This window comes from Mycolicibacterium iranicum, assembly GCF_002101705.1.
Taxonomy (GTDB): domain Bacteria; phylum Actinomycetota; class Actinomycetes; order Mycobacteriales; family Mycobacteriaceae; genus Mycobacterium; species Mycobacterium iranicum.
In genome coordinates, this window is sequence record NZ_LQPC01000026.1 from 127,330 (window position 1) to 152,685 (window position 25,356).

Annotated in this window: 25 protein-coding genes; 12 read left to right on the forward strand and 13 right to left on the reverse strand. The window is 65.8% G+C overall.

Going from position 1 to position 25,356, the window contains the following annotated elements:
• Nucleotides 1–9 precede the first annotated feature (9 nt).
• From AWC12_RS08040 to AWC12_RS08075, 9 genes are all read right to left on the reverse strand, one after another.
• Nucleotides 10–465, reverse strand: coding sequence for a DUF5994 family protein (locus AWC12_RS08040; RefSeq protein WP_085173480.1), 456 nt, complete (start codon nt 463–465; stop codon nt 10–12).
• 144 nt (nt 466–609) lie between these two features.
• Entirely contained in the window at nt 610–813 is a 204-nt protein-coding gene (locus AWC12_RS08045; protein WP_085173482.1) for a cold-shock protein, read from the reverse strand.
• Nucleotides 814–926: 113 nt separating this feature from the next.
• Nucleotides 927–1,433, reverse strand: a complete 507-nt coding sequence (locus AWC12_RS08050) for a DUF5994 family protein (protein ID WP_085173484.1) — start codon at nt 1,431–1,433, stop codon at nt 927–929.
• A gap of 295 nt (nt 1,434–1,728) precedes the next feature.
• Entirely contained in the window at nt 1,729–2,502 is a 774-nt protein-coding gene (locus AWC12_RS08055) for a hypothetical protein (protein ID WP_085173486.1), read from the reverse strand.
• Complete coding sequence (locus AWC12_RS08060; RefSeq protein ID WP_234813884.1) at nt 2,490–3,731, reverse strand: hypothetical protein; 1,242 nt, start codon at nt 3,729–3,731, stop codon at nt 2,490–2,492. Before AWC12_RS08060 ends, AWC12_RS08055 begins: the two co-directional genes overlap by 13 nt.
• A gap of 246 nt (nt 3,732–3,977) precedes the next feature.
• A complete protein-coding gene (locus AWC12_RS08065) occupies nt 3,978–6,371 on the reverse strand; it encodes a CocE/NonD family hydrolase (protein ID WP_085173488.1) in 2,394 nt (797 codons plus the stop codon).
• A gap of 263 nt (nt 6,372–6,634) precedes the next feature.
• A complete protein-coding gene (locus AWC12_RS08070; protein WP_024447725.1) occupies nt 6,635–6,838 on the reverse strand; it encodes a cold-shock protein in 204 nt (67 codons plus the stop codon).
• A gap of 140 nt (nt 6,839–6,978) precedes the next feature.
• Entirely contained in the window at nt 6,979–7,119 is a 141-nt protein-coding gene (locus AWC12_RS31040; protein ID WP_165762788.1) for a hypothetical protein, read from the reverse strand.
• A gap of 114 nt (nt 7,120–7,233) precedes the next feature.
• Nucleotides 7,234–8,577 carry a cytochrome P450 gene (locus tag AWC12_RS08075; protein ID WP_085173490.1) on the reverse strand — a complete coding sequence of 448 codons (1,344 nt, stop codon included), beginning with the start codon at nt 8,575–8,577 and terminating at the stop codon, nt 7,234–7,236.
• 78 nt (nt 8,578–8,655) lie between these two features.
• On the opposite strand from AWC12_RS08075, the gene AWC12_RS31580 reads away from it, so the two are divergent.
• The 3 genes from AWC12_RS31580 (at nt 8,656) to AWC12_RS08085 (ending at nt 11,321) form a co-directional block, all read left to right on the forward strand.
• Nucleotides 8,656–8,871, forward strand: coding sequence for a hypothetical protein (locus AWC12_RS31580; RefSeq protein ID WP_234813885.1), 216 nt, complete (start codon nt 8,656–8,658; stop codon nt 8,869–8,871).
• A 57-nt stretch (nt 8,872–8,928) separates the two neighbouring features.
• Complete coding sequence (locus tag AWC12_RS08080) at nt 8,929–10,857, forward strand: MMPL family transporter (RefSeq protein WP_337360668.1); 1,929 nt, start codon at nt 8,929–8,931, stop codon at nt 10,855–10,857.
• A gap of 92 nt (nt 10,858–10,949) precedes the next feature.
• Nucleotides 10,950–11,321, forward strand: coding sequence for an ATP-binding protein (locus tag AWC12_RS08085; protein ID WP_234813887.1), 372 nt, complete (start codon nt 10,950–10,952; stop codon nt 11,319–11,321).
• Nucleotides 11,322–11,331: 10 nt separating this feature from the next.
• Here the strand turns inward: AWC12_RS08085 and stpK7 are convergent, their stop codons facing one another.
• The gene (stpK7, locus tag AWC12_RS08090) at nt 11,332–13,095 is read right to left on the reverse strand and encodes a serine/threonine protein kinase StpK7 (RefSeq protein ID WP_024447729.1); all 1,764 of its coding nucleotides are present in this window, start codon (nt 13,093–13,095) and stop codon (nt 11,332–11,334) included.
• Nucleotides 13,096–13,397: 302 nt separating this feature from the next.
• A complete protein-coding gene (locus tag AWC12_RS08095; protein WP_024447730.1) occupies nt 13,398–13,613 on the reverse strand; it encodes a hypothetical protein in 216 nt (71 codons plus the stop codon).
• Nucleotides 13,614–13,725: 112 nt separating this feature from the next.
• Between AWC12_RS08095 and AWC12_RS08100 the strand changes: the two genes are divergently transcribed.
• The 5 genes from AWC12_RS08100 to AWC12_RS08120 all read left to right on the forward strand — a co-directional run bounded on the left by AWC12_RS08100 (nt 13,726) and on the right by AWC12_RS08120 (nt 18,910).
• Complete coding sequence (locus AWC12_RS08100) at nt 13,726–14,412, forward strand: HxlR-like winged helix-turn-helix transcriptional regulator (RefSeq protein WP_085173494.1); 687 nt, start codon at nt 13,726–13,728, stop codon at nt 14,410–14,412.
• A 173-nt stretch (nt 14,413–14,585) separates the two neighbouring features.
• A complete protein-coding gene (locus AWC12_RS08105) occupies nt 14,586–16,175 on the forward strand; it encodes an aldehyde dehydrogenase (NADP(+)) (RefSeq protein ID WP_085173496.1) in 1,590 nt (529 codons plus the stop codon).
• A gap of 30 nt (nt 16,176–16,205) precedes the next feature.
• Nucleotides 16,206–17,135 (forward strand): 5-dehydro-4-deoxyglucarate dehydratase, encoded by a 930-nt coding sequence (locus AWC12_RS08110; RefSeq protein WP_085173498.1) that lies wholly within the window; start codon nt 16,206–16,208, stop codon nt 17,133–17,135.
• Between the two features lie 4 nt (nt 17,136–17,139).
• On the forward strand, nt 17,140–18,399 hold the full coding sequence (locus AWC12_RS08115; RefSeq protein ID WP_085173500.1) for a glucarate dehydratase family protein: 1,260 nt from the start codon (nt 17,140–17,142) through the stop codon (nt 18,397–18,399).
• 40 nt (nt 18,400–18,439) lie between these two features.
• On the forward strand, nt 18,440–18,910 hold the full coding sequence (locus AWC12_RS08120) for a nitroreductase/quinone reductase family protein (RefSeq protein ID WP_085173502.1): 471 nt from the start codon (nt 18,440–18,442) through the stop codon (nt 18,908–18,910).
• Here the strand turns inward: AWC12_RS08120 and AWC12_RS08125 are convergent.
• On the reverse strand, nt 18,903–19,568 hold the full coding sequence (locus tag AWC12_RS08125) for a TetR/AcrR family transcriptional regulator (protein WP_085173504.1): 666 nt from the start codon (nt 19,566–19,568) through the stop codon (nt 18,903–18,905). The genes AWC12_RS08120 and AWC12_RS08125 overlap by 8 nt on opposite strands.
• Before the next feature lie 117 nt (nt 19,569–19,685).
• On the opposite strand from AWC12_RS08125, the gene AWC12_RS08130 reads away from it, so the two are divergent.
• The 4 genes from AWC12_RS08130 to AWC12_RS08145 all read left to right on the forward strand — a co-directional run bounded on the left by AWC12_RS08130 (nt 19,686) and on the right by AWC12_RS08145 (nt 23,588).
• The gene (locus AWC12_RS08130; RefSeq protein ID WP_085173506.1) at nt 19,686–20,363 is read left to right on the forward strand and encodes a hypothetical protein; all 678 of its coding nucleotides are present in this window, start codon (nt 19,686–19,688) and stop codon (nt 20,361–20,363) included.
• A complete protein-coding gene (locus AWC12_RS08135) occupies nt 20,360–21,169 on the forward strand; it encodes an SDR family NAD(P)-dependent oxidoreductase (protein ID WP_085173508.1) in 810 nt (269 codons plus the stop codon). Before AWC12_RS08130 ends, AWC12_RS08135 begins: the two co-directional genes overlap by 4 nt.
• The gene (locus AWC12_RS08140) at nt 21,166–22,575 is read left to right on the forward strand and encodes a cytochrome P450 (protein ID WP_024447739.1); all 1,410 of its coding nucleotides are present in this window, start codon (nt 21,166–21,168) and stop codon (nt 22,573–22,575) included. The genes AWC12_RS08135 and AWC12_RS08140 overlap by 4 nt, the downstream gene beginning before the upstream one ends.
• An 89-nt stretch (nt 22,576–22,664) precedes the next feature.
• Nucleotides 22,665–23,588, forward strand: a complete 924-nt coding sequence (locus AWC12_RS08145; RefSeq protein ID WP_024447740.1) for a LysR substrate-binding domain-containing protein — start codon at nt 22,665–22,667, stop codon at nt 23,586–23,588.
• 81 nt (nt 23,589–23,669) lie between these two features.
• Here the strand turns inward: AWC12_RS08145 and AWC12_RS08150 are convergent, their stop codons facing one another.
• Nucleotides 23,670–25,187, reverse strand: coding sequence for an alkaline phosphatase D family protein (locus AWC12_RS08150; protein ID WP_085173510.1), 1,518 nt, complete (start codon nt 25,185–25,187; stop codon nt 23,670–23,672).
• Nucleotides 25,188–25,356 lie beyond the last annotated feature (169 nt).

Below are 25,356 nucleotides of genomic sequence, written 5' to 3' on the forward strand. Positions count from 1 at the left end.
GCCGCCGCGTCAGCAGTTCCGAGCGGTGGCAAGCAGTGAATCCACGTTCGATGCGTCATCGAGGGTGGCGGCGGCCATCATGATGCCGTGGGCCTCTTGCGCGTGTGTCTGTACCGGGACGGTCAACAGCACGACGCTCCAGCCACTTCTACCCGTCACACGGAGAGTGTGTGCGGGCTGGCGGTCATAACCGTCAAGCTGGACAAGTTGATTCTCGATATGCAGCTTTCGCGGCGCCATCGTCCACTCGGCATGGCTGTAGGCCACGCGTGCGATCGCGCCGAGTCGTACAGAGAGAACGGCCAACAGGTCCGGCAGCTCTGCGGCGAGATCGTTACTGTGCGGCCACCAGGCACCGTCGACGTATCCGCTCCTGGAGGCTTTGCGTTTCAGCCTCAGGCGCGGGGTGTTTCGAGGTCCGTTGTGGGACCGGTCAAAACCGGCTCCTCTTTCATGTTGTGCCATAGGGCATCCCGACCGGGTCTCATCAGACCCTGATTGACGGGCGATGATTTCGCCGACATCGTCAACTGTACGCGGTCGCGACGGCCCGAAACGGAATGTGGGCCGGTGGAAATCCACCGGCCCACATTCGCTCTTTGAAGTCTTTTAGATCGCGCTCACTCGGACGGCTTGCGGGCCTTTGTTGCCCTGCTCGACCTCGAAATCAACGCGCTGATTCTCTTCCAGCGAGCGGAATCCGCTCCCGCTGATCTCCGAGTAGTGAACGAAGACGTCTGCCTCGCCACCATCGGGAGCGATGAAGCCGAAGCCCTTTTCGCCGTTGAACCACTTCACAGTTCCCTGTGCCATACTTTTCCAACTTCTTTCATTGTGACCGGATGTAGAAGAACATCCGTGGCGTAGCGTAACACCGAATTCTGCGATGTTCTGCATTCCGATTGAGGTACGAGGGATTACCGCTGCTAATGGCTGCTGGTATTCAGCTCTCGACGACGGGCATCGTTCCATTTGATGCTTTCGTCCTTCGCCACCCCGACGACCAACTGGGCCATCTCGTAGAGCTTGTGATCCCCGCTTCCGCCCGACGTCGGGAGGCCCGCCGCGGCGCGCATGACGATGGCTCCCAATGTCGGTGATGTCATGCTCGGCACCACAAGCAGTTTCGCTGTCGCCCGGCGCCCGGCCACCGCCATCAGGCGTGGCCGCCGGAAGGTGTCGCCCTCTCTCTGCAGCCGAACGCCGGCGACGATCGTCTGGAGGTCGGCATTCCCGTCTGACGGCGACCAGTTGATGCGGATGTCGACGATTTCTCCCAGCGGCTTGTGCAGCACTCCGACAAGATCTGGCAGCTCAGCTGCGATCATCCCCGTGTGCGGCCACCACGCCCCGTCGATGAGGCCGTCCAGCTCGCCGGCGAGAGTCAGCCTGACAGGTTTCGACGATCGGCGGGAGCCCGCCAGACCGTTCACGACAGCCTTGAATCGGAGCGCGTCTTTCGGCCGGGCTGGTCGGAGAAGACGGGCGCGTGCACTGGTTCGGCAGAAATCGAATCAGCACAGGGGATTTGAGGCGCCTGAAGATGCGAAAAAAGTTCAAGCGATTCCATAAACAACGTCCTTGCAGAGGTGCGAGAAGACTCGTACGGTGACCGGGCGAAGCTCTTCGCACGGGGCTGTGAACAATCACGTGAGAAGCCCTGGCGTCGGAAAGACTGCGGACGTGAAAACGGCCTGTCTTCGACTGTACACCCTGGGACCTAAACGGTCAGCTGACGTCGTATTTCCGCTGATGGAAGCGCTGCAGCGCGCGCTCGTCGACCAACTCGTCGCGATCCTCGGGATGCTTCCAGTAGTGCCGCACCATCCAGTAGAGAACGGCACCGCCCGGCACGTAGACGTTGGCGTTGCCGATGACTGCTTCTTCGCCATTGCGCAGGCGCAAGACCACCGCGCGATGCGCCCTCATCGACTCAGCACGTCCGGACACCTCGACGATGTCGTCCCATTCGAAGAGCTTCGTGCTCATGACGTCAGCGTTCTCAACCATGGCAGGGGTGAGCGTGACATGACCGACGTCGCCGCGCCGCCACGTCCTGGTCAGTCCGGTGATCACAGTGACGAGAGCCAATGCGGCAAAGATGGGCCAGAAGACCTGTAGAGCGCGCGTCGTTGCAAAGTCGATGGCGCCCATCGGAGCAAACACAACGAACAGCAGGGTGCTCGGTATTGTCGCGAGCAAGCCCGCCAGGATCAGCTTGCTGAACCTGAGATCCGGCCGCAGAGTGAAACCAGTTCTGTCACAGACGATTTGCGGTGTCATTCGGCCCGACATGACCAGCGCAGCCCCCAGAGCCAGGAGCAGCAAGAACACAGCCCAACCCACCGATACGACCGTTGTCAGATACCGGCCGTGGAAGGCGGCCACGGCACCCAGGACGCAGTACACGCCAGCGACAACGACAGACAGCAGCACCAGGACGTACCCGACGCCTCGACTACGTCGCCAATCCGGTGGGTCGGGCAGCTCTAGTAAGGACATACGACATCTCCGATGAACTGGCCCAACTTCGCCCCGCCGAACGTGCCAACGCCGCCGAGGATGACCGCACCCAGCGGAACGGTGACGGGAGCCAGGGGTCCGCCGATAGTGCCTGCTGCCGCGCCCAATTCGACACCGCCCCAACCGCCGCCGCCGCTGACGACACCAGCCACGAGAGCGATACACCGGTCCTTGCCCGAATCAGCCATGACCATGTCGAAAACCGTGGTGGCCGCGGTGAGGGCCGGCCCACCGAACTTCATCGTCTTGCCGATGTTGTCCACCGACTCCGCGGTGAGCATCGGCAGTGCACCACCCCGGGCAATGTGTTTCTCCAACCCGCCCATCCCGGTAGTCGTCGCCATCGACAAGTTGTCGATCATCTCGACGGGGACCGCGCTATGCCTGCCGTCAGCAGTGGTGAACCCCGCGGTGCGGTGCCCTGTCGAGTCCATCGACATCGTCAGGTGCGAACCGTCGGCGTAGGCGATTGTCGTGTAATCACAGTCATTGCCCAGGTCATGCCACGAGCTAGTCCTTGCGACGAAATTCCCGTCCTTGTCGAACTCCTCCATCATGTAGAAGTTCATCTTGCTCGGATACTCGAACGGATCCATCTCGGTGGTTACGGCTTTGCTTCCGTCTTGTTTGATGACGGTCGTCACCTCTTCGCCGTACTCGTTGGTCGAGTAGCTGACCTCGCGGATCTGCTGTTGTTGGTCCGCCGCACGAACTGCTTCCTGCTGCATCATCCCGACCGGACTGCGGGGGTCGGGCACCTGGTCGGCTGGGCGTTGGGCCGTGGGCAACAGCAGGTCCTCTAGATCGCTAGGTGAATCCGGCGCGACGAAGCCGTTCTTCGTGCCGGCTGCCACGATGGCATCGGCAGTCGCATTGTCGGCGTCACCGACCGCGCACAGGAGGCTGTTGATCTCGGCCTGTTCCTGCAACGCCAACGCCTGCAGTTTGGCCATTTCGGCTTCGGTTGCCATGACGGGATCGATCAGCACGACCCACTGGTCGGTTACGTTTAAGGGCCCGTTGTCCACGGCGTCTGCCTTTGCGAGCAGCGCTGACCTCGCTGCCCCAATCGCGTTCGCCCCGTTGCTCAGCGCGGACGCCACCGCGTCCGTGTATCCGGCGAACTGCTGCGCCGTGGTGTCGGCGCGGCCGAACATCCCCGTCGCCGCGTCATGGGCTTGCCCCGACCACCCCCGTGTCTCCGGCATGCGGTTGATGGCGTCGTCGAGGTTCGACACTCCATCGCCGACACTCTGACCTGCCGACCTGACCGCGCTTCCAGAACCGCTCAGCGAGTCGGGATTCCACCCTTGCAAGGTTGAACGCGACGGCAGCACAGGTCCCATTCTGCGTCATGTCGGCAGGGTCTCAGCACACCAATTCACCCGCCGAAACTGAAGTTATGCAGTGAAAGATCGAGTAGCGGCGTGCACAGCTTCAGGTTCGGCGAAAGGCTATGCCGCGACGACGGGTTCCTCCGCCGCTTCAGCTTCGGCAGCCCGCGTCGGCAACTCGATGCTTAGCTCCTCGATCTTGATGGCGCCCCACGAGTAATAGTTGATGAACTTCGCCGTGGACGTCACGATCTGCACTGTCAACGTCTGCCCCGGCTGAAGTGTGTGCGCAATCTGCTCCAGTGAGAACGTCGCGGTGTGCGACTCTCCGTCGAGCGTGACCGGGATCGGCGTCGCATGGTTGCCCAGCACCAAACCCGTTTCGTCGTCGATGATTTGGGCGTACACATGCTTGGCCGTTCCGTCGCCGGTGTACTTCATCGTCACCACAGGCGCACCCACCAGGTACGTCAGCTCCTCGGCAGCTGGGACTTCGAGGTTGACCGCGTTGTACGCCGCGGCCGCCGACGGCAGACCCAGCAGCGCCGCGATCAGGCCCCGCGTGATGATCAGCGGGTTCGGCCCGGATCCGAACAGCGCCGGGATGATCGGCATCACCCTGCTGTCTTCTTCCCGCGTCGCCACGATCGGCGTCGACTCCGTCGCCGGGTACGTCTCGTCGCTGTGCCAGACCCCGTTCTGGTCGACCCACTCGAATTGTGCTCCGGTGTCGACGTTTTCGTTGCCTTTGACATAGCGGTCCAGCCAGCTCAACGTGCGGCCGATGACGAACTCGCCGTCGTTGAAGTCGCTCAGGCATGCGCCGTGGCCGCCGCAGTACCAGATCACCTTGGTCGTCGTGCCCGCCTCGATCAGGTCGAGTGCATTCTTGTGCGCCTGATCGAGAGTGAACAGCGTGTCCACCGTGCCCTGAATCAGCAGCGTCGGCGCGGTGATGTCCTTAATCTGGTCATCGAAGCCGAAGCTGTTGACCAGGTCGATGTCGGCCTGTTCGGCGATGCCGAACAGCACACCCTGGATCGCGACCGGGAAGATCCGCGGATGCTCGCGGGCGAACGTCAGCGCCAGCACTGCGGGAAGCAGTGTGCCCCAGCTGCTGTTGACCGCGTCGCGCGGGAACAGCACGTCGACGAGGTTGTTCCACGCGATCGTCGGGACGATCGCATCCACGCGGTGATCGATTGCCGCCGTGGCCAATTGGATACCGCCGCCGTAGGAGGCACCCGTCATGCCGATCCGCGGGTCGTTCACCGCGTCGAGCTCGACCTCGGGCAGTGTGGCCAGGAAGCTGATGATGTGCGACATGTCGCGGCCCTCGACATCCGGCGAGTTCAGGTGCATGACACCTTCCGATCGCCACTCCCCGCGCGGATCCCACGTCAGGACGTTGTAGCCGTTCGCACGCAGGGTGCCGACGCCGACGACGTCGTAGGGCAGGAAGCTGTCCTTCGGCAGTTCGAGCGCCGTCGACCCCGGCAACCCGAGTCCCGGTCCGTTGAGGATCGTCGGCGCCGTCTCACCTGCTTTCAAGCCTTTGGCGGGCATGAAATTCACGAAGATCCGCGCTCCGTCGAATGACGTCACCCGGTAGTTGCGTGCCCGTGGGGTGCCTGGGGGCGCCCAGTGATCGATCGGGAAGCCGATGACCGGATGGATGAGGTCGCCGACGAACGGGATCACATGCACCACACCGACGATCGGGGTCACCAGCAGCGGTCCGAGCACCGGGATCCGCTGCAGCCATTCCAGCGGTGGCGTCCACTCCTCGACCGTCACGCCTTCCGGGATCGGGTACTGGGTCGCCTCGGACTCGGCCAGGCTCGTCGAGACCTGCGCTCCGATGGCCGTCGGGGATTCGTTGGTCGCTTCGCGCCCAGCCGCCAGGATCGAGCTGAACAGAGTCGCAAGCCCGGGCAGCACGGGATCTTCGGGATCCGCGGCGGGCAGTTCCGGCGCAGCGTCGGCGAGATCCGTCGTTACGGTTTCTGCCGGGACGACGTCCTCGACAGCGGGCTCTTCCTCGACGGCCGGCTCTTCCCCGACCACGTCCTCTGACTCGACGACCTCGTCAACGACCGCGGGCGCTTCCTCGGCCGGCGCCTCTTCCGCCGGCGGGGCGTCCTCGACCACATCGGCCGGTTCGTCGTCCTCCGGATTGACCTGGGGCTCTTCGGGTTCGTCAGCGTCCCGCTTGCTGCGGTGCCTGCGATCGGAAGGCTCCTCGTCGGCGGCGGGCTCGGCCTCGTCGGCCTCAAGATCGTCGGCGTCCTCGGAAGTGGATGCGTCTGCTGCCGAGGTCTCAGCTTCCGAGGCCGCTGAGGCTTCTGTGGATTTTGTGGATTTGGTGGATTGCGACGATGTTGCCGCAGTCTTCGACTCCGATGCCGCAGTGTCGTCGGCGTAGGCCACGCCCCCGCCCGCAAAGAGTGCGGCGCCGATTCCCAGCGCGACTGCCAATCCACCGACCCGACCCACATACGTTCCCGCACCCATGGGCTAAATGTTTACCCTGCCTAAACGTCGCCGCGGAAGGGGTTTGCTGTATTTCTTACTATTGAGTCAGTTCAATACGCCGTGACCGACTGATTCCATCGGCGAATCCGCACATTCACGACGAATTCCATACAACCGCCGGGCGGGGGACACTGGTTTCGGGCCCGAAAGCGCCCAAACATGTTGACCGCGTTCAAGATCAACGCCAGAAGAGAGAAGTGGGCTGGCAGGAATTCCTGCCAGCCCACATTCGCTTGAGTCTCTTAGATCTTGGTGACCCGCACGGCCTGAGGACCCTTCTGGCCCTGTTCCACCTCGAACTCGACGCGCTGGTTCTCCTCGAGCGACCGGTATCCGCTCCCTCCGATTTCGGAGTAATGAACGAACACATCCTTAGAGCCGTCATCGGGGGCGATGAAGCCGAAGCCCTTTTCGCCGTTGAACCACTTCACAGTTCCCTGCGCCATACTTTTTCTTCTCTCATTTTCCTTAGATGTCAGAGAGACATCCGGGGATAGGCTAGCACGGGTAGATCACCAGGCCAGGGGCTAAATCGCGAATCCGGCAGCCCGGAACTGATGCCGCGCAACGACTCCCGCACGACTACTCAGGATGGCGGCAAATCGGCCGATCCGGCCTGCGAAGGACTGTCGGAGAAGACGGGATATTGCACGCCTTCTTCGACCGCATCGCGCGGCGCAGTGGGCTGCACGACCGGACGGTGGGAAAACAGGTCAGACGATTCCATGGGCTCAGTCCCTTGAGTGGTGTGGGTGACCCGGACGATGTCCGAGTGAAGACGTCGCGTCATCGCGGCCGATGAGGCCGCGGACTCGACCTGTTGCCGACCTTACACGCGGCCTCAGACAGGACGATGCACCGGACACGAGGGCGCTTCGTCGGCGACGAGCGTGCGCACAGAATGCTTCGCCGTGACTCGGATGCGCGCGCCGCGGTGCGGCACGAAGATGACGTGCTTGAGCCGGCGACGCTCGCCCCGGGCCGAGGTGGTCTGCAGTTCGACGCGGCGCAAGATCTCGCGCAGCACCACACGGAACTCGACCATCGCGAACGTCGCGCCCAGACATCGCCGGTTACCGCCGCCGAACGGCAGGTACGACGACGGGCTCAGCGTCGCGCCGATCATGCGGTCCGGGTCGAACCGGTCGGCGTGCGGATACACCTGCGAATCGGCGTGCACCAGCACCATGCCGGGAATCACCATCACGCCAGCAGGCAGGGGGTGGCCCCCGATCTCGACGGGCTCTTTGAGCACCCGCCCGACGTCGAACACCACGGGCCGGATCCGCAACGTCTCCTTCGCGACCGCGTCCAGATAGTCGTCGTCCCCGTCGCGCGCGGCACGGGCGGCCCTGGCGAGCAAGCTCGGGTGCCGAGTCAGCCGCTCCAGCGCCCAGGACAACCCTGTCGCGGTGGTGTCGTGCCCTGCGACCAGCAAGGTCATCAGCTGGTCGCGCAGCTCCTTGTCGGTCATGTCTCCCGCGCGGACCAACATCGACAGCGCGTCGGTCCGCTGTGCAAGATCGGGGTCGTCGCGACGGTCTGCGATCTCCGCGTACAGCAGCCGATCCGCCTCGGCGATGGCGTCCCGCATCGCGTGCCATGGGCGCCAGCCCAGCAGCGCCTCGTTGGCGAGCGCGACGGTCTCCCACGGGCCGACGCTGAGCACGCGCGGCATCACCTCGCGCAGCGCCGCGAGCCGCGCCGGATCACTGGCGCCGATCACCGTGCGCAAGATGATCTCCAGCGTGATCTCGGCCATCTTCGGCGCGGCGGGGAACGTCTCCCCTACCGGCCAGCCGTCGATGTTCTCGGCGGCCACCTGCGCCATCACCGACGCCTGCGCGGCCACGGCGTCGCGGGCGAACGGCGGCATCATCAGCCGCCGGCGATTGCGATGCAGATCGTCGTCGACCACGAGCACGGAAGTGTCGCCGAGCAACCCCTTGAGCATCGAATTCGCTTCTCCGGCATGGAAAATCCGTGGATCACCGGCGAACACAGTCTTGATGTCGGCGGGATCGGTGACGTAGACGGCCGTGCCCATCCCGGCGACGCGGAGGGTGAACGTGGATCCGTAGCGGCGGCGGCATGCGCCGATGAAGCGCGGTCCGTACTTGAGCATGAGCAGCGCCTGCACACCGGCGGGCAGGCGCGGACCCGGAGGCAATGACGTCGTCGTCATCGCCCCAGCGTACGAGCCGTCACCCAAATCACACCGGTTCTGCGCGTAATCCCGAGATGACGGGGCATAGGAGTGCACATGTCGCGATTTCTGTTCACTCTCGGTGCCGCGAGCTTCCGCCGGCGCTGGTTGGTCCTCGGTACGTGGCTGGCCGTTCTGCTCGGTGTAGCCCTGGCGTTCGTCGGGTTCCGCGGCGAGCCCAGCGACAACTTCACGATCCCCGGCACCGAGTCTCAGCGCGCCGTCGAGCAGCTCCAGCAGAACCTGCCCGAATACAGCGGCGCGCAGACGTAGATCACCTTCGCCGCGCCGCAGAACCTCACCGTCACCGATCCGCGCTTCGCCGCGCCGATCGACCAGGCAGTGCAGACGCTGAACGCCATTCCTGACATCGCAGCTGCTGCCGGACCGAATCAGACGAAGCAGATCTCACCGGACGGCCGGATCGCGCTGGGCACCGTGCAGTGGAAGGCGCCGATCGGGGAAGTCAGCGATGGCGCCCTGACCGAGTTGGAGAACGCAATGAAGCCGGTGCAGGACGCCGGTCTGCAGGTCGAATACTCCGGGGCCGTCTTCCCCGGCTACAAGGTCGCCGTGCCCCACCTGCCCGAGATCATCGGAATCGGCGCCGCGTTCCTGATCCTGCTCATCACCTTCGGCGCCGTCGTCGCCGCAGGCCTGCCGATCGTGACCGCCGCGATCGGGGTCGGCATCGGCGCGCTCGGCATCTTCGTGGTCGCCGCCTTCGTCGACATGCCCACGGCCTCTCTGTCGCTGGCATTGATGCTCGGCCTCTCCTGCGGAATCGACTACGCGCTGTTCATCCTGAACCGCTACCGCAACAACCTGCTGCTGCTGATGCCCCGCCAGAAGGCGGCTGGGCTCGCTGTCGGAACTGCCGGGGGCGCCGTCGTTTTCGCGGCGCTGACGGTGATCATCGCGCTCTGCGGACTGGCCGTCGTCGGCATCCCGTTCCTGACCTACATGGGCATCTCCGCCGCGGTGTCGGTACTCATCGCGATGTTGATCGCCCTGACGCTGCTGCCCGCGCTGTTCGGCTTCGCCGGCGGCAAGGTCGCCAAATTCATCGAGCCGCCGCTGCAGCCCGGCCGTCCTAAGGAGGTCGCGCAGGTCGCCGCGTACACACCACAGCGCACGATGGGCGCGGCCTGGGCGCGCTTTGTGGTGCGCTTCCGCAAGCCGCTGCTCCTCGGCGGGTCGGCGGCGCTGATCGTCATCGGATTGCCGTCGCTGGGAATGCATTTGGGCCTGCCCAGCGGTTCGTCACAGCCCGAATCCAACACTTCGCGTCAGGCCTACGATCTGACCGCCGAGCACCTCGGGCCCGGCTTCAACGGCCCTCTGCTCGTCGTCGCCGACCTGACCGGCGCGACACCGGACGCGGCGCAGACCATCGCAGCCAACATTGCGCGGGAGGACGGCGTCGTCGCCGCGACACCGGCGGGTGGAGACCAGCGCACCGCCGTGATCCAGGTGATCCCCGAAACCGGGCCCAACGACACCGCCACCGCTGACCTGGTCCGCCAGATCCGCGCCGACCGCGACGCAATCCAGGCCGACACGGGCGCGACGTTCCTCGTCGGCGGAAACACCGCCTCCAACATCGACACCTCCGACAAGCTGGCCGCCGCTCTGCCGGTCTTCCTGGTCGTGGTCGTCGGCCTGGCGTTCATCCTGCTCACCATCGCGTTCCGCGCTGCCCTGGTGCCGATCACGTCGATCGTCGGCTTCCTGCTGTCGGTCTTCGCGGCGATGGGCGTCCAGGTGGCGATCTTCCAATGGGGTTGGGGCGCAGACCTTCTCGGGGTGACGCCCGGTGAGACGATTAGCTTCCTGCCGATCATCGCGCTGGCCATCATCTTCGGCCTGTCCAGCGACTACGAGGTGTTTGTGGTGTCGCGGATCAGGGAGGAGCTTTCCAACACCGATTCGGACTCGGCCGCGCTGGACGCTGTCCGAAGTGGCGTTGGGCTCTCCGCACGCGTCGTGACGGCGGCCGCGCTGATCATGTTCGGCGTGTTCATTGCCTTCCTCGCCGCGGGCGATCCGATCATCAAGTCGGTCGGGCTGACACTGGCCGTCGGTGTGTTCCTCGACGCGTTCGTCGTCCGGCTCACGCTGATCCCCGCCGTCATGGCCATGCTCGGCGACCGGATGTGGTCGCGGTCGAAGTGGTTCGACAGGTACGTGCCTGATCTTGACATCGAAGGCACCGCACTGGAATCCGAGCGTAAGGGTCTTGTCACAACTTCGGCATGAGGCGTCTAACGCGCCGCGGAGGTGGGTACGAACAAAGCATGAGCATTACAGCGGTGGTGTCGCCCACCTCAGAGCAACTGACAGTGAGGGGGGTGGCGACCGCCGCTAGCGCCGCGCAAGTACGCGACCAATTCGGCTCTTGGCTGCGGGATCGCGGAATCGGCCCCCAGCAGACGAACGAAATTCTTCTTGCCGTATACGAGGCGCTGGCAAACTGTGTTGATCACGCGTACGCCGACCAGCCGACGCCGGGCACCATGGCGATGCGCGCCGATCTCGAACCCGACAGCGGGTGCCTCAGCGTGTGCATCACCGACCACGGGACGTGGCGCCAGCCCGGCCCTGCTCGGGCCCAGGACCGTCGCGGACGCGGCGTCGCGCTGATGCATGCGATGGCCGACCACTGCACCATCAACGGCCGCGACGACGGCACGACCGTCTGTCTCGACTATCGCTGCCGTTAACCCAGCAGTCCTACCGGGTCGCCCCGTTTATCTGGGGTTTGTCGATCATTCCGCGTTCGACGCCCCACATCGTCGCGATCGCCCGGTACTCACCCGTCTCCATCAGGTGCTCCAGCGCAAGCCGCAGTGATTCCGAAAGCGCCGACCCCTTCGCGACCGGCCAGCCGTAGGGAGCGGAGTCGAATACGTCGCCGGCGGGCACCAGATCGCCACGGCTGAGCTTGATCGCAAATCCCGTCACCGGCGAATCCGCCGACATCGCGTCGAGTTCGCCCCTGATCAGCGCGGTCGTGACCTCGTCCTGGCTCTTGAACACCGCGACGTCGATCGGCTCCATCCCCGCGGCCGTGCACTGATCGCTCTTGGCGGGTAGCTCCTCCGTCTGCTGCAACGTCCCTTCGGCCACCCCGACTCGAAGCCCGCACGCCGAGGCCGGGCCGAGCGCGGTGCCCGGCCTGCGGGCCCACTGCGTGCCGGCCTGGAAGTAGGTGACGAAGTCGACGAGCTCCTCACGCGCCTTGGTGTCGGTGACCGACGACATCCCGATGTCGAAGCTGCCGTCGACGACCGAGGGCAGGATCGTGTCGAACGACGTGTCGCGATAGTCGGGCACCAGACCGAGCACCCGCGAGACCGCATTCATCAGTTCGACGTCGAAACCGACGAGCTGGCCGTCGGTGTTCTTGAACTCCATCGGCGCGTACGGCACGTTCACCCCGATGACGAGCCGGCCGGTCTCCCGGACGTCTGCCGGCACCGTCGCGGCGATCTTCGGCACCGCACCCGCGGGCAACGCGGCGCTGTCACCGTCGTCCTTCCACGGCGCCCACTGCCACAGTCCGAACCCGCCCGCCGCGATGACGAGCGCGGCGACACCGGCAGCGATCAGCGCCTTGCGGGATCCCGTGCGCGAGGCTCGCACCGCCGAGTGCCGCGAACTGCTGCCGGTCCGGCGCACCGGCGCGTTGAGTGCGCGCTTGGCGGCTTGGGCCAGCTCGGTGGCCGACTGATAGCGCTTCGCAGGCTTCTTGGCCATGCCCTTGGCGATGACCTCGTCGAATGCGGCCAGTCGCGGATCGATGTCCGACGGGCGCGGTATCGGCGAGACCATGTGGCCCGCGATCTGCTGCTCGAGGCTGTCGGCGGGATAAGGCCTTGAGCCGGTGAGACATTCGTAGAGCACGCATGTCAGGGCGTAAATGTCGGAGCGGGCATCGACCTCACCGCCTTCGAAACGCTCCGGCGCCATGTAGGCCAGGGTGCCCAGCGTGCTGCCGGCCGTCGTGAGGCCTTTCTCCCCCGCCGTGCGAGCCAGACCGAAGTCGATCAGATACACGAAGTCCCGACCGGTGATCAGGATGTTCGACGGCTTGATGTCGCGGTGGATCAGCCCAAGTCTGTGCGCGGCATCGAGGCCGTTGGCCACCTGCTCGACGACCGTGACGGCGAAGGCGGCGCCGAGCGGCTTCTCGGTGTCCTGCAGCATCGTGCCCAGATTGCGGCCCTCGATGAGCCGCATGTCGAGGTAGAGCCGGCCGTCGATCTCGCCAAAACCGTGAATCGGAACGACGTGCGGGTCGTTGATGCCGGCGGCCGCCTGCGATTCGCGGCGGAATCTGGCCTGGAACGTCTCGTCCTGCGCCATGTGGTGCGGGAGGACCTTGAGCGCAACGACGCGGTCGGTCTTGGTGTCGTAGGCCTGATAGACCTCACCCATCCCGCCCTGGCCGATCAGCTTTTGCAGCCGATAGTGCCCGAATGGTGTCGCATTCACCGGTGTTCTCCTCGGCTGCGGCCAATCGGATAGTCGATTGAAGCTACATGATGTTTGCCGGGGCTGCCCGGACGCATGTCAGCCGCCTTGCCACCGATTTGCCCGATCTGGACGTCCCGGCGCGAGACGACGCCACGGCGTGCTGCTGGGGTGCAGCATTCTTACCACGAGCAGACGACACGGGAGCGGTGTCGGCGCGGGCCGGACGTGTGGTTCTACTGCCCGATTGGGCACGCTGCAGCAGGAGAACGGTTACCGCAGCGGATCAACCAGCAGGTTTATCGTGGCCACCCGGGCACCGATCAAAGCCGGTACATCTCCCGTCGCATCGCCGAATTCTCCAGGAACGCATCGCGTGCCGGTGCGTACGTGCGCCGCTTCCTGAGGTCGGGGCGAGTCTTCGCCTCCACCTCGACGGAGACGGACTCGACCGTCAGGTTCGGGCTTCGGCCAAGGAACCCAGCCCACAGCCAATGCGGCCATCCCCGGAATCCGGTGATCCCTGTTATCCCAGCCATGACGTCACCCTTCTTTCGCAGTTCAGCGCCTTGCGCTTATAAAACTGGAACGTAACATAAGATTTAGAAGTAGAAAACAGATAATTGAGTTGAAGTCGGAAACAGGAGTGCGATGGGTACGCTTGCCGACGTGTCGAGACGGACCTACGGGCAGTACTGCGGGCTTGCTCATGCACTCGATGTGGTGGGCGAGCGCTGGACGCTGCTGATCGTGCGCGAGCTGGCCTCTGGACCGAAGCGCTACAGCGAGCTGGCCGACGCGCTGGCCGGCATCGGCACGTCCTTGCTGGCCAGCCGGGTCCGACAGCTGGAGTCCGACGGCGTCGTCACGCGGCGGCTGGCACTCGACCAGCCCGGCTCGGCCGTCGTCTACGAATTATCCGACGCTGGAAGGGAACTCGCGGCCGCCGTCGTCCCGCTCGCGATGTGGGGCGCTCGGCACCAGATGAAGGACGCCGACGTCGACGAGGAAGCATTCCGCGCCGAGTGGCTGCTGAGCTTCCTGGCTGCCGACGTCCGCCGCGACGGCCCACACGACCTCAACGCCGTCTACGAATTCCGCATCGACGACAGCGTGGCGTGCCTCCGCCTGCTCGACGGCCGAGTGACCGTGACCCCGGGCCCGCCGGCGACAACCGGCGACGTGACGGTGCGTGCGTCGGCCTCGACGGTGGCGTCGATCGTGGGCCGCAAGATCGCCGTCCACGACGCGCTGGCGGACGGGCGTCTCGAGGTGACCGGTGAACCCGCGGCCGTCGCGGCGCTCGTCGGCGTCATCGAAAAGCGCCTCGCCCGATAGGCCAATACCTCGCGCGGTAGGCCGCACCCCGCCGAAACTGCATTCCGTGCGGTGTTTCGGGCGGAAACACCGCACGGAATGCAGTTTCGGCGAGGTGATTGATGCCCTTAGTGCATCAGTGATGTGCGAATCGGTCTTGGACAGGCATGGATATCGCTCCTACCGTTTAAGGCATGACTGCGACGATCCCAGGAACTCTCACCGGAGAGATGCTCATCGCCGGCACGCCCGTCCGGGGCGCCGGCACGGAAGTTCGCGCCTTCAACCCCGCCTCCGGCGAAACGTTGGAACCGGCCTACCGGCACGGCGATGCCACGCACGTCGACACCGCGTGCGCCGCGGCCGCCGAGGCGTTCGCCGCCTATCGCTCGACCACCTCGGAACAGCGCGCCCAGTTCCTCGAGGCGATCGCCATCAACATCGAGGCGATCACAGACGATCTGATCCCCCGCGCCGTCGCCGAGTCCGGACTGCCGCAGGCCCGCATCACCGGTGAGGTCGGCCGCACCACCGGCCAGCTTCGCCTGTTCGCCTCGGTGCTGCGTGAGGGCAGCTGGAACGGCGCCCGCATCGACACCGCACTTCCTGATCGCAGCCCGCTGCCCCGCCCCGACCTGCGCCAGCGGTACATCCCGCTCGGGCCCGTCGCAGTGTTCAGTGCCTCCAACTTCCCGCTCGCCTTCTCGGTCGCCGGTGGCGATACGGCGTCGGCCCTCGCCTCGGGTTGCCCGGTGGTGGTCAAGGCCCATGACGCCCACCCCGGCACCTCCGAGCTCGTCGCCCGTGCGATCACCGACGCCGTCGCAACGTCCGGACTGCCCGCGGGCACCTTCTCGCTGCTGTTCGGCAGCGGCCCCGAGCTCGGCATCGCGCTCGTCACCGACCCGCGTATCAAGGCGGTCGGGTTCACCGGATCCCGTTCCGGCGGACTCGCCCTTGTCGCCGCGGCCGCGGCGCGGCCTGAGCCGATCCCGGTGTACGCCGAGATGAGCTCCATCAACCCGGTGTTCCTCCTCGACGGCGCGCTGAACTCTCGCGGTGCTGAGCTCGGCACAGCGTTCGTCGGCTCGCTGACGATGGGATCGGGCCAGTTCTGCACCAACCCCGGTCTCGTGATCGCCGTCGACGGCCCGGGACTCGACAGCTTCGTGGCCGCCGCCGCCGAAGCTCTTGCCGCCTCACCCGCAACCCCGATGCTGACACCGACCATCGCACGCAACTACACCTCGGGTGTCGAATCACTGTCCCAGGAAGCCGAACTGATCGTCCGCGGACAAGCGGGCAGCGAAACCTGCGGCCAGGCAGCATTGTTCACCACCGATGCGGCCAGCTTCCTGGCCTCGGATGCGTTGCAGGCCGAAGTTTTCGGTGCGTCGAGCCTGATCGTGCGCTGCACCGACGCCGACGACTTGCGCGCCGTCGCCGACGGCATCGAAGGCCAGCTGACCGTGACGGTGCACGCCGACGAGTCCGACCTCGACGCGGCCGCCAAACTCCTTCCGGTGCTGGAGCTCAAGGCCGGCCGGATCCTGTTCGGCGGCTGGCCGACCGGGGTCGAGGTAAGCCACGCGATGGTGCACGGCGGACCGTTCCCCGCCACCTCGGATTCCCGCACCACGTCCGTCGGCTCCCGCGCGATCGAGCGCTTCCTGCGTCCCGTCTGCTACCAGAACGTCCCGACGTCGTTGCTGCCCAGTGCAATCGCCGACGGCAACCCCGACAAACTGTGGCGTCGCATCGACGGCCAGCTCCGCCAAGACTGACCCCAATTCCCAACCCGCGAAAGGCCTGTAATGCGTCCCGACTTTGACGGCGTCCTGTTCTTCCCCGTCACCCCGATGACCGCTTCCGGTGACGTCGATCTCGACGCTCTCGCCCAGCACATCGCCAAGGGTGTCGAGGCCGGGCCCGGAGGCGTCTTCATCGCCTGCGGTACAGGCGAATTCCACGCACTCGAGGACGAGGAGTTCGGCGCTGTCGTGCGGACCGCCGTCGACGTGGTCGCCGGACGGGTCCCGGTCTACGCGGGTGCCGGCGGCTCGGTGGCACAGGCCAAGCGTTTCGCCCTGGCCGCTAAGGCCGCAGGTGCCGACGGCCTCCTGCTGCTGCCGCCGTATCTCGTCGAGGTCCCGCAGCCGGGGCTCGTCGACTACACCCGCGCCGTGGCCGAAACGACCGATCTGCCCGTCATCGTCTACAACCGCAACAATGCGCGCTTCACCGAAGCGTCGGCGGTCGCCGTCGCCAAGATTCCCAATGTGGTCGGATTCAAGGACGGCACAGGCAATTTCGATCAGGTCGCCCGCATCGTCGCGGCCGTCACCACCCAGGTAGACCCCGACTTCCTGTTCTTCAACGGGCTGCCGACCGCCGAGACTACGCAGCTGGCCTACCGCGCGATCGGTGTCCCGCTGTACTCGTCGGCGACGTTCGCCTTCGCGCCCGACCTCGCGCTGGCGTTCTACAACGCCCTGGAGTCCGGCAACACGCAGCTGGCCGGCGCGCTGCTCAACGCGTTCTTCATCCCGCTGGTGCGACTGCGCGACACCGTTCCCGGCTACGCGGTCTCGCTCGTCAAGGCCGGCGTGACCATGGAAGGAGTACCGGCCGGACCGGTGCGCCCGCCGCTGGTCATGCCCAGCACCGAAGACCTCACCGAGCTCGCCTCCATCGTCGCTGCCGGCCGCGCCGTCCTGGCCGACGCGCTGACCCAGGTCGTCTGAGGTCGTGGCCCAGATCCGCATCACCGGCGCACGCATCACACCCGTCGCGTTCGCCGATCCGCCACTGCTGAACACCGTCGGGGTGCACCAGACCTACGCGTTGCGCGCGATCATTCAGCTCGACACCGATGCGGGACTGGTCGGCCTTGGCGAGACCTACGCCGACACTCGACACCTTTCCCGGCTGCAGGCCGCCGCCGAGGCAATCGCCGGTCTGGATGTGTTCTCACTCAACCTCATCCGCGCAGCCATCGACACGCGACTCAAAGGTGACACCGCCGCGGTAGGCACCGCCGGCATGATCACCACCGCGTCAGCGGTGGATCAAGTGCTGTCGCCGTTCGAGGTGGCATGCCTCGACGTGCAGGGACAGTCACTCGGCCGGCCCGTCTCGGACCTGCTGGGGGGTAAGGTCCGAGACGCGGTGCCGTTCAGCGCGTACCTGTTCTACAAGTGGGCGGCCCACCCCGGCCAGGAGCCGGACTCCTTCGGCGAGGCGCTGGATCCCGACGGACTGGTCGCCCAGGCCCGTCGCATCGTCGGTGAATACGGCTTCACCGCAATCAAACTCAAGGGCGGCGTCTTTGCACCCGAGGAGGAGATGGCGGCGATCGAAGCACTTGCGGGTGAATTCCCCGGCATGCCCCTGCGCCTCGACCCCAACGCGGCCTGGACACCGCAGACCTCGGTCAAGGTTGCTTCCGGACTGGCCGGCATCCTCGAGTACCTGGAAGACCCGACGCCCGGACTCGACGGCATGGCCGAGGTGGCTGCACAGTCCCCCATGCCGCTGGCGACCAATATGTGCGTCGTGGCCTTCGACCAGCTGGCACCGGCAGTCGACAAAAAGTCTGTGCGCGTGGTTCTTTCGGATCACCACTACTGGGGCGGCCTGCAGCGCTCCCGCCTGCTTGCCGGCATCTGCGACACCTTCGGACTCGGGCTGTCCATGCACTCGAACTCGCACCTGGGCATCAGCCTGGCCGCGATGGTGCACCTGGCCGGTGCAACGCCCAACCTCACCTACGCCTGCGACACGCACTGGCCGTGGAAGACCGAGGACGTCGTCAAGAACGGTGCGCTGACCTTCGTCGACGGGTCCGTGCCGGTGCCCACCGCGCCCGGGCTGGGTGTCGAGATCGACGACGACGCACTCAACGCGCTGCACGAGCAGTACGTCCGCTGCGGCATCCGTGAGCGCGACGACACCGGCTACATGCGCGCCGTCGACCCGTCCTTCGAGTTGGCCAGTCCGCGCTGGTGAATCCGCCCCCGGGCCCGGCCCGGGGTCCTACGGTTGGCCCATGACAGATCAGCCGGCCATCGATGCCGCACACCCACCGGACGTCATGCTGTCGGTGGTCAACCCCACCCTGAAAGTGTTGCTGAGGACCCCGCTGGGCGGGCTCATCGGCGACTTCATGCTCATCAGCTTCACCGGCCGCAAGTCCGGCAAGAAGTACGCCACCCCGGTCAGCGCGCACCGGATCGACGGCGCCCTCTACGTCATCCTGGAAGCGCAGTGGAAGCACAACTTCCGCGGCGGCGCCGATGCGCAGGTGTCGTTCCGCGGTAAGACCCGCACGATGCGGGGTGAACTCATCACCGACAAGGCGACCGTCGCCGAGATCTGCGAGCGGATCGCGACGTCCTACGGCGCCAAGAAGGCGCAACGCCAGATGGGCATGAAATTCCGCGATGACCGTCTGCCCACCGTGGCGGAATGGACGGAGGCGGCAGGCCGGCTGAAGATCGCGGCGATCAAGCTCAGCTGAGCTCTTCGCCCAGTCTCAGCCGGGCCACCTCGGCGGCGCCGTTTCCGGTAATCAGCCACAGCGCCGTGAGGCTGGAGATCAGGTCGTCGACCGAAACCTTCGCCCTTCCGTCGACGAACGCCAAGATGGCGTCCGCGGTGCCGCCGATCAGGAACGCCGGCGCCACCTGCGCCAGCGGATCGCGCTCGAGCTCGACGTCGTGGATGGTGCGGGCATGCGCCATCAGCACGCCCGTCAGACCGACCATGACCGCGCTGCGATGCTGGTGCAGCACAGGAGAACTCGTCACGCCGCCGAGGAGTACGCGGGCCCGCCGGGGGTCGGCCACGAGTGTGCGCACGAGCGCGTCGACCACCGCGGCCGCCTGCCCTGCCACGTCGTCGCTGCCGGCCTGCGTGAGCGCCGCCATCGTGGACGCGCGCACCTCGTCGGCGATGTCGTCGACGACGGCGGCACCGACCTCGTCGAGGCCGGCAAAACTCTCGTAAAAGTAACGCTTGTTCAATCCCGCTGCGGCACAGAGCTTCTCGACGGTGACGCTGCGCCATTCGTTGGCGACCATGGCCTCGATCGCGGCGTCGAGCAGCGCTGAGCGCCTGCGCTCGCGGCGGGCCTCGGCGGACTGCCCACCGTAACTGCGTTGCGGCGTGGCGTGCATTGCACGATATTCGCACCTTCACCAGCCGATCCGCCAACCCCCTTGACATGCATGCGCGCTTTTGGGACGGTTCTGTACCAGATATGTGGGACAGTTTCGTACCAAATAGGAGGTCATATGAGCGCCAGTGTCGAGTCGAAGCCGACAACCGTCATGAGGTCCGAGACAGTTCTCGGCGAGCTGCGTGAGATGGCCGAGACCGCACCTGCGCTCGCCCGCCGGCTGGCCTGGGATTACCTGCGCGACCTCGGCGACAGGGCCAGACGCGACCAACTCGCCGAGCTGTTCGCCCGAGGCACCGCACCCGAAGGTCCGAATGGAGCGATGGAAGGCCTGATCGTCGGCAACCTGTTCGGAATTCCCGAGGCGTACCTCGCCAATCCCCTGATGAAAATCGACCCCACCTGGCGGGGCAAGACGTTCGACATCCGTTCGGGCACGGGCTTCAATCGGCTCAGCCCACTGGGCAAATACACCTTGCGCGCCGTCGCCCCGCACTACCGCGGACTGCGCACGGCCGGCTCGGAAACGATGGGTTTCGGATTCGATCACCGCATCGACACCGCGGCCATCCATCCCTACATCCCGGTGCGGGCCCTTGACTATTCACCCGAGAAGTACGGCAACCCCAGCGTGCGGACCTTCCCGATCAAGCGCACCCGCGACGAGGTCGTCGAGCTGATCCCGGGCCTGTACCTGGGCCGCGCGCTGCTGACGATGCCCGACGGCGAGGTGCGCCTGATCGCCTACTTCGCACTGCGCGAGTTCAGCGACGAGCGCGGCGCGACAGCGTGATTCGCCTCGACGGAGCGGTCGCGTGTGTCACCGGGGGTGCACGCGGGATCGGCAAGGCCACCGCCGCAGACCTCGTCCGCCGAGGTGCCATCGTGTGGATCGGCGCCCTCGACCTGGCCGAAGCGGAACGAACGGCCGCCGAGATCGGCGCCCACGCAGCACAACTCGACGTCTGCGATCCCGGAAGCTTCGCCGACTTCCATGCCGCCGCCAGCGTGCACGGTCTACCGGCGATGCTGGTGAACAACGCGGGGATTCAGGTGATGGGCCCGTTCGCCGAGCAACGCCTCGACGTGTACCACCGGGAAGTCGCGGTCAACCTGATCGGGCCGATCAACGGGATGCACACTTTTCTGCCCGGAATGCTGGAGCGCAACCACGGCCACATCGTCAACATCTCCTCGATGGCGGCCAAGGTGACCACGCCCGGCATGTCGGTCTACAGCGCGACCAAGTACGCGGTCGCAGCCTTGTCACGGGCGGTACGCGCCGAAATCACCGGCAGCGCAGTCACGATCAGCACGGTCATGCCCACCGCGGTGCACACCGAGCTGACCGCGGGCGTGAGCCTCGCGCTGCTGCCCACCCGGGAGCCGGACGACGTGGCCACAGCGATCGTCGACACCGCAGAACATTCCCGTCGCGAGATCACCGTGCCGCGGTGGCTCGCGGCGTTCGGAGTGGTGGAGGAGGTGGCGCCGGAGCCGCTGCTGCAGCGGCTCAAGCATCTCGCAACACTGCGCCAACCGCCGGGCCATTTCGATGCGGAAAGCAGACGCGGCTACCTGGACCGGATCGGGCAATGATCACCAAACACCAGCTGCAGGCGTTCGGCGCAACGCTGAGTGCCCGGTACCCCACCGTTGTGCAACCCTTGGCGACCCCGCCACCGGGATCCGGACTCAAGCCCGTGATGGGCGACTACGGCGTCCCGTTCCTCGGGCACATCATGAGCTCCATAGTCGAACCGCTCGACTTCGCACGGCGCCGCTACCAGCGGTACGGACCGGTGTCCTGGGCGGGCGGCGTCGGCTTCCGCATGGTCACGCTGATGGGACCGGAGGCGTTGGAGACGGTCTGGATCAACAAGGACAAGGCGTTCTCCAGTACCCGCGGGTGGGCGCCGGTCATCGGTCCGTTCTTCCACCGGGGCATCATGCTGCTCGACTTCGACGAGCATCGAGACCACCGCCGCATCATGCAGCAGGCGTTCACCCGCACCGCGTTGTCCGGCTATCTCGAACTCATGCAACCGAGCATCGACCGCATGCTGAACTCCTGGCCCGCAACACAGACGATCCCGTTCTACGACGCCATCAAGCACCTGCTGCTCGACCAGGCCACCGAAGTGTTCGTCGGTGCACACCTCGGGCCCGAATCCGACCAGCTGTCAGCCGATTTCGATGCCACGGTGCGCGGCGGCCAGGCCATCGTGCGCGCCGACGTGCCCGGCGGTACGTGGGCCAGAGGCCTGCGGGCGCGTGAACGTCTCGAGGAGTACTTCCGCAAGCAGCTTCCCGACCGCCGCAGGAGCGACGGCGCTGACCTGTTCTCGATGCTGTGCCACAGCCGCGACGAGGACGGACTGCGATTCAGCGATCAGGACATCGTCAACCACATGATCTTCCTGCTGATGGCCGCCCACGATACGAGCGCTATCGCGCTGTCGATGCTCACCTACGAATTGGGGCGAAACATCACATGGCAGAGGGCTTTACGTGACGAGGCTCTTGCACGACCCAACGATGCGCCTGCACTTGCCGATCTGGAGGACTACCCACTGCTCGATTTCGCGTTCAAAGAGATCCTGCGGATGTACGCGCCTGCGGGCACGTTGTTCCGCCAGACCGTCAAAAACACCGAGATCGCCGGTCATTACATCCCCAGGAAGAGCCAGGTGGCCATCAACGTCTACGCGTCGATGCGTCTCCCCGACTGGTGGAAGGATCCGGATCGGTTCGACCCCGGCCGTTTTACCGACGCGGGGGCCTTCAACTCCGTCAGCCGCTACGTGTTCGCACCATTCGGCGGAGGCGCGCACAAGTGCATCGGTCAGCAGTTCGCGGACATGACGGTCAAGGCGACAATGCATCAGATCCTGCGACGCTTCGAGTGGTCCGTGCCATCGGGCTACATTCCGCGCATGACCTGGGGCACCGGGCCGACGCCTGCCGACGGGCTGCCGATGAGCGTGCGCCGGAGAACCGGCTGATCCAGAATTCGTCATCCAGCACTTCGCGACCAACCTAAACTGATGCCTGCCCGCTCTAAGTCGAGCGGTTTCGATACGAGGAGTGCATCGTGTTTTCGCTGGCGCGGCTGTCCTGCTTCGTCGCCGTTGCCGAAGAATTGCACTTCGGCCGCGCCGCAGAACGTTTGCACATGACGCAGCCGCCGCTGTCGCGCCAGGTGCAGCAGCTGGAGAACGAACTGGGCGTGCAGCTGATCGACCGCACCACCCGGACCGTCACGCTGACTCCTGCGGGTGCGGCATTTCTTCCGGATGCTCGGCGCATTCTGCAGCTCGCCGAGGGCGCCGCGCAGACCGTCAAGCGCATCCCCGCCGGCGACCTCGGCACCGTCGTCGTCGGCTTCACCGCCGCGTCGGCGCACGCCGTGCTGCCCCGGCTGCTGGAGCGCATGCGCGAGCGGCTGCCCGACGTGAAGCTCGACCTCCGCGAGATGGTGACTGCCGCGCAGATCGAAGGGCTCATGACGGGCGAGCTGGACCTGGGGATGGCGCGTCCACCGCTGAAGCGACCCGGGTTGGTGTCGCGGCCGCTCCTGCACGAGCAGTTGGTCGCGGCGCTGCCCGACGGGCATCCGCTGACGGACATGTCCCGGCAGCTGACGCTCACCGACCTCGACGGTCAGGACGTCATCATGTATTCGCCGGTGCAGGCACGGTATTTCAACGAGCTGCTGATCTCGACGTTCACCATCGCCGGCGCCACACCGCGCTATGTGCAGTACGTGACGCAGGTGCACACGATGCTGGTGCTCGTGCGGTCCGGCATCGGCATCGCGCTGGTGCCCGCGTCCGCGGCGACCCTGCATCCCGAAGGCGTGGCATTCCGGTCGATCGGCGCGTTCCGCGAGCGCCCCGTCGAGCTCGACGCGGTATGGCGGGGAGACTCGACGAACCCGGCGCTGCTGCGGGTGCTCAAAGATGTTTTGCCGCAGCAGGAGTGGACGACCGACGACCTGGTGGAACGCGTCGACTGATTGGTGCCTTCGCGCGCCGAAACTGCATTCCATGCGGTCGTTTCTCGGATTTCGCCACACGGAATGCAGTTTCGGCGGTGGTCAGGTGAGCTGCGGGACGCCGTCAGGGATCACGAACGACTTGCCCGTCTTTACCGGCGCGCCGGGGCGGGTGACGTAGGGGACGGTTCGGAAGTCGGCCGTCACCTGCTCGGGGGTGATGCGGGTCCGGACGTAGCCGCGGCGGTTGCTGAAGTACTTGACATGCGGGTTCTCGGGCAGGATCGCCGCGGTGTCCTCGCGGGTGTCGCCACCGTCACCGCCGGACGAGATCGACGTCGTCACCAATTCCGTTGCAATCCTGCGCCCTCCGGGACGCTGGCTGATCTCGGCGGCCCAGTGCGAATGCACGTCACCGGTCAGCACGACAGCGTTGCGAACCGGTGAAGCGACGAGGCCCGCGATGATCCGGTCACGGTTGGCGACGTAACCGTCCCAGGCGTCGGGATTGACACCCGTCGCCGGTCCTTCCTTCAGCTCCACACCGGCGAAGAACACCTGCTGTCCGAGAAGATCCCAACGTGCCCGTGACTCACGAAAGCCATTGATCAGCCAGCGTTCCTGCTCCGCGCCGGTCAGCGTGGCCGACGGGTCGAAACGTCCGGCGCAGTCGGCGCGGAACTTATCGCCGCAGGGCTGGTCGGTGCGGTACTGGCGGGTGTCGAGCATGTGGAACGTCGCTAGTTGACCCCAGCCGACCCGGCGGTAGAGCTGCATGTCGATGCCCCGCGGGAACGCCGCCGACCGCAGCGGCATATTCTCGTAATACGCCTGCAGCGCGGCGGCGCGGCGTGCGCCGAAGTCGGGCTGGGGTTTCTCCGGGATTTCGTCGGCCCAATTATTTTGCAGCTCATGGTCATCGAAGACCACCAGCCACGGCGCCGCGGCATGCGCCGCCTGTAGATCGGGATCAGACTTGTACTGGGCGTACCGCTGTCGGTAGTTGGCCAGCGTGACGGTCTCAGGACCTATGTGTGCACGGACGCCGCCGTCGCGTGGTCTGTACTCGTACTGGTAGTCGCCGAGCTGCAGGACCAGATCTGGATTCTCCTCTGCCAGATGGCGATACGCGGTGAACCAGCCTTGCTCGAAGTGAGAGCATGACGCGAAGCACATCGTCATCGGAGCCAACGACGCCGCGTCGGGTGCGGTGCGGGTGCGTCCCGCCGCAGAAATGTCACCGCCGGTGCGGAAGCGGTAGAAGTACTCGGCACCGGGATTGAGACCCGAGAGTTCGACGTGCACACTGTGTGCGAATTCAGGGGTGGCGGTGACGACGCCTCGCTGCACGATGCGGGTGAAGGCCTCGTTGTCGGCGACCTCCCACTCGACGTCGACGGCACGCGCAGGCATCCCGCCGAGCCCGTCGTCGGCCAGCGGGTCGGGCGCCAGTCGGGTCCACAGCACCACACCATCGGCGGCGGGTTCCCCGGAGGCCACACCGAGCGTGAACAGATTGGCGGGGAGTTGCGTGCGGACCTGCGGTGAGCACCCCAGGAGCGGCAGAGCTGCAAGGCCCGCTGCTCCTTTGAGGACTGCGCGACGGCTGACGTATGGCACCGGTCCATAGTGTCAGCGCCCGGGGTTGCCCCGAGGCGACAGTTTTGTGTCGCCCAGGTGTTTTCATGCCCAAATGCGCTTATGTACATGAACCGATGGGTCTAGCCTGAGCGAAAAGCCGACGAAGGGGTCCGCTATGAAGCCATCGCGCCGTGGCGACGATCACGAG

Coding starts and splice junctions, on each gene's coding strand:
- AWC12_RS08040 (WP_085173480.1), bottom strand. CDS start 465: ATGGCACAACATGAAAGAGGAGCCGGTTTTGACCGGTCCCACAACGGA.
- AWC12_RS08045 (WP_085173482.1), bottom strand. CDS start 813: ATGGCACAGGGAACTGTGAAGTGGTTCAACGGCGAAAAGGGCTTCGGC.
- AWC12_RS08055 (WP_085173486.1), bottom strand. CDS start 2,502: ATGTCCTTACTAGAGCTGCCCGACCCACCGGATTGGCGACGTAGTCGA.
- AWC12_RS08060 (WP_234813884.1), bottom strand. CDS start 3,731: ATGCCGGAGACACGGGGGTGGTCGGGGCAAGCCCATGACGCGGCGACG.
- AWC12_RS08065 (WP_085173488.1), bottom strand. CDS start 6,371: ATGGGTGCGGGAACGTATGTGGGTCGGGTCGGTGGATTGGCAGTCGCG.
- AWC12_RS08070 (WP_024447725.1), bottom strand. CDS start 6,838: ATGGCGCAGGGAACTGTGAAGTGGTTCAACGGCGAAAAGGGCTTCGGC.
- AWC12_RS31040 (WP_165762788.1), bottom strand. CDS start 7,119: ATGGAATCGTCTGACCTGTTTTCCCACCGTCCGGTCGTGCAGCCCACT.
- AWC12_RS08075 (WP_085173490.1), bottom strand. CDS start 8,577: ATGACGACGACGTCATTGCCTCCGGGTCCGCGCCTGCCCGCCGGTGTG.
- AWC12_RS31580 (WP_234813885.1), top strand. CDS start 8,656: ATGTCGCGATTTCTGTTCACTCTCGGTGCCGCGAGCTTCCGCCGGCGC.
- AWC12_RS08095 (WP_024447730.1), bottom strand. CDS start 13,613: ATGGCTGGGATAACAGGGATCACCGGATTCCGGGGATGGCCGCATTGG.
- AWC12_RS08100 (WP_085173494.1), top strand. CDS start 13,726: ATGGGTACGCTTGCCGACGTGTCGAGACGGACCTACGGGCAGTACTGC.
- AWC12_RS08105 (WP_085173496.1), top strand. CDS start 14,586: ATGACTGCGACGATCCCAGGAACTCTCACCGGAGAGATGCTCATCGCC.
- AWC12_RS08110 (WP_085173498.1), top strand. CDS start 16,206: ATGCGTCCCGACTTTGACGGCGTCCTGTTCTTCCCCGTCACCCCGATG.
- AWC12_RS08120 (WP_085173502.1), top strand. CDS start 18,440: ATGACAGATCAGCCGGCCATCGATGCCGCACACCCACCGGACGTCATG.
- AWC12_RS08125 (WP_085173504.1), bottom strand. CDS start 19,568: ATGCACGCCACGCCGCAACGCAGTTACGGTGGGCAGTCCGCCGAGGCC.
- AWC12_RS08130 (WP_085173506.1), top strand. CDS start 19,686: ATGAGCGCCAGTGTCGAGTCGAAGCCGACAACCGTCATGAGGTCCGAG.
- AWC12_RS08140 (WP_024447739.1), top strand. CDS start 21,166: ATGATCACCAAACACCAGCTGCAGGCGTTCGGCGCAACGCTGAGTGCC.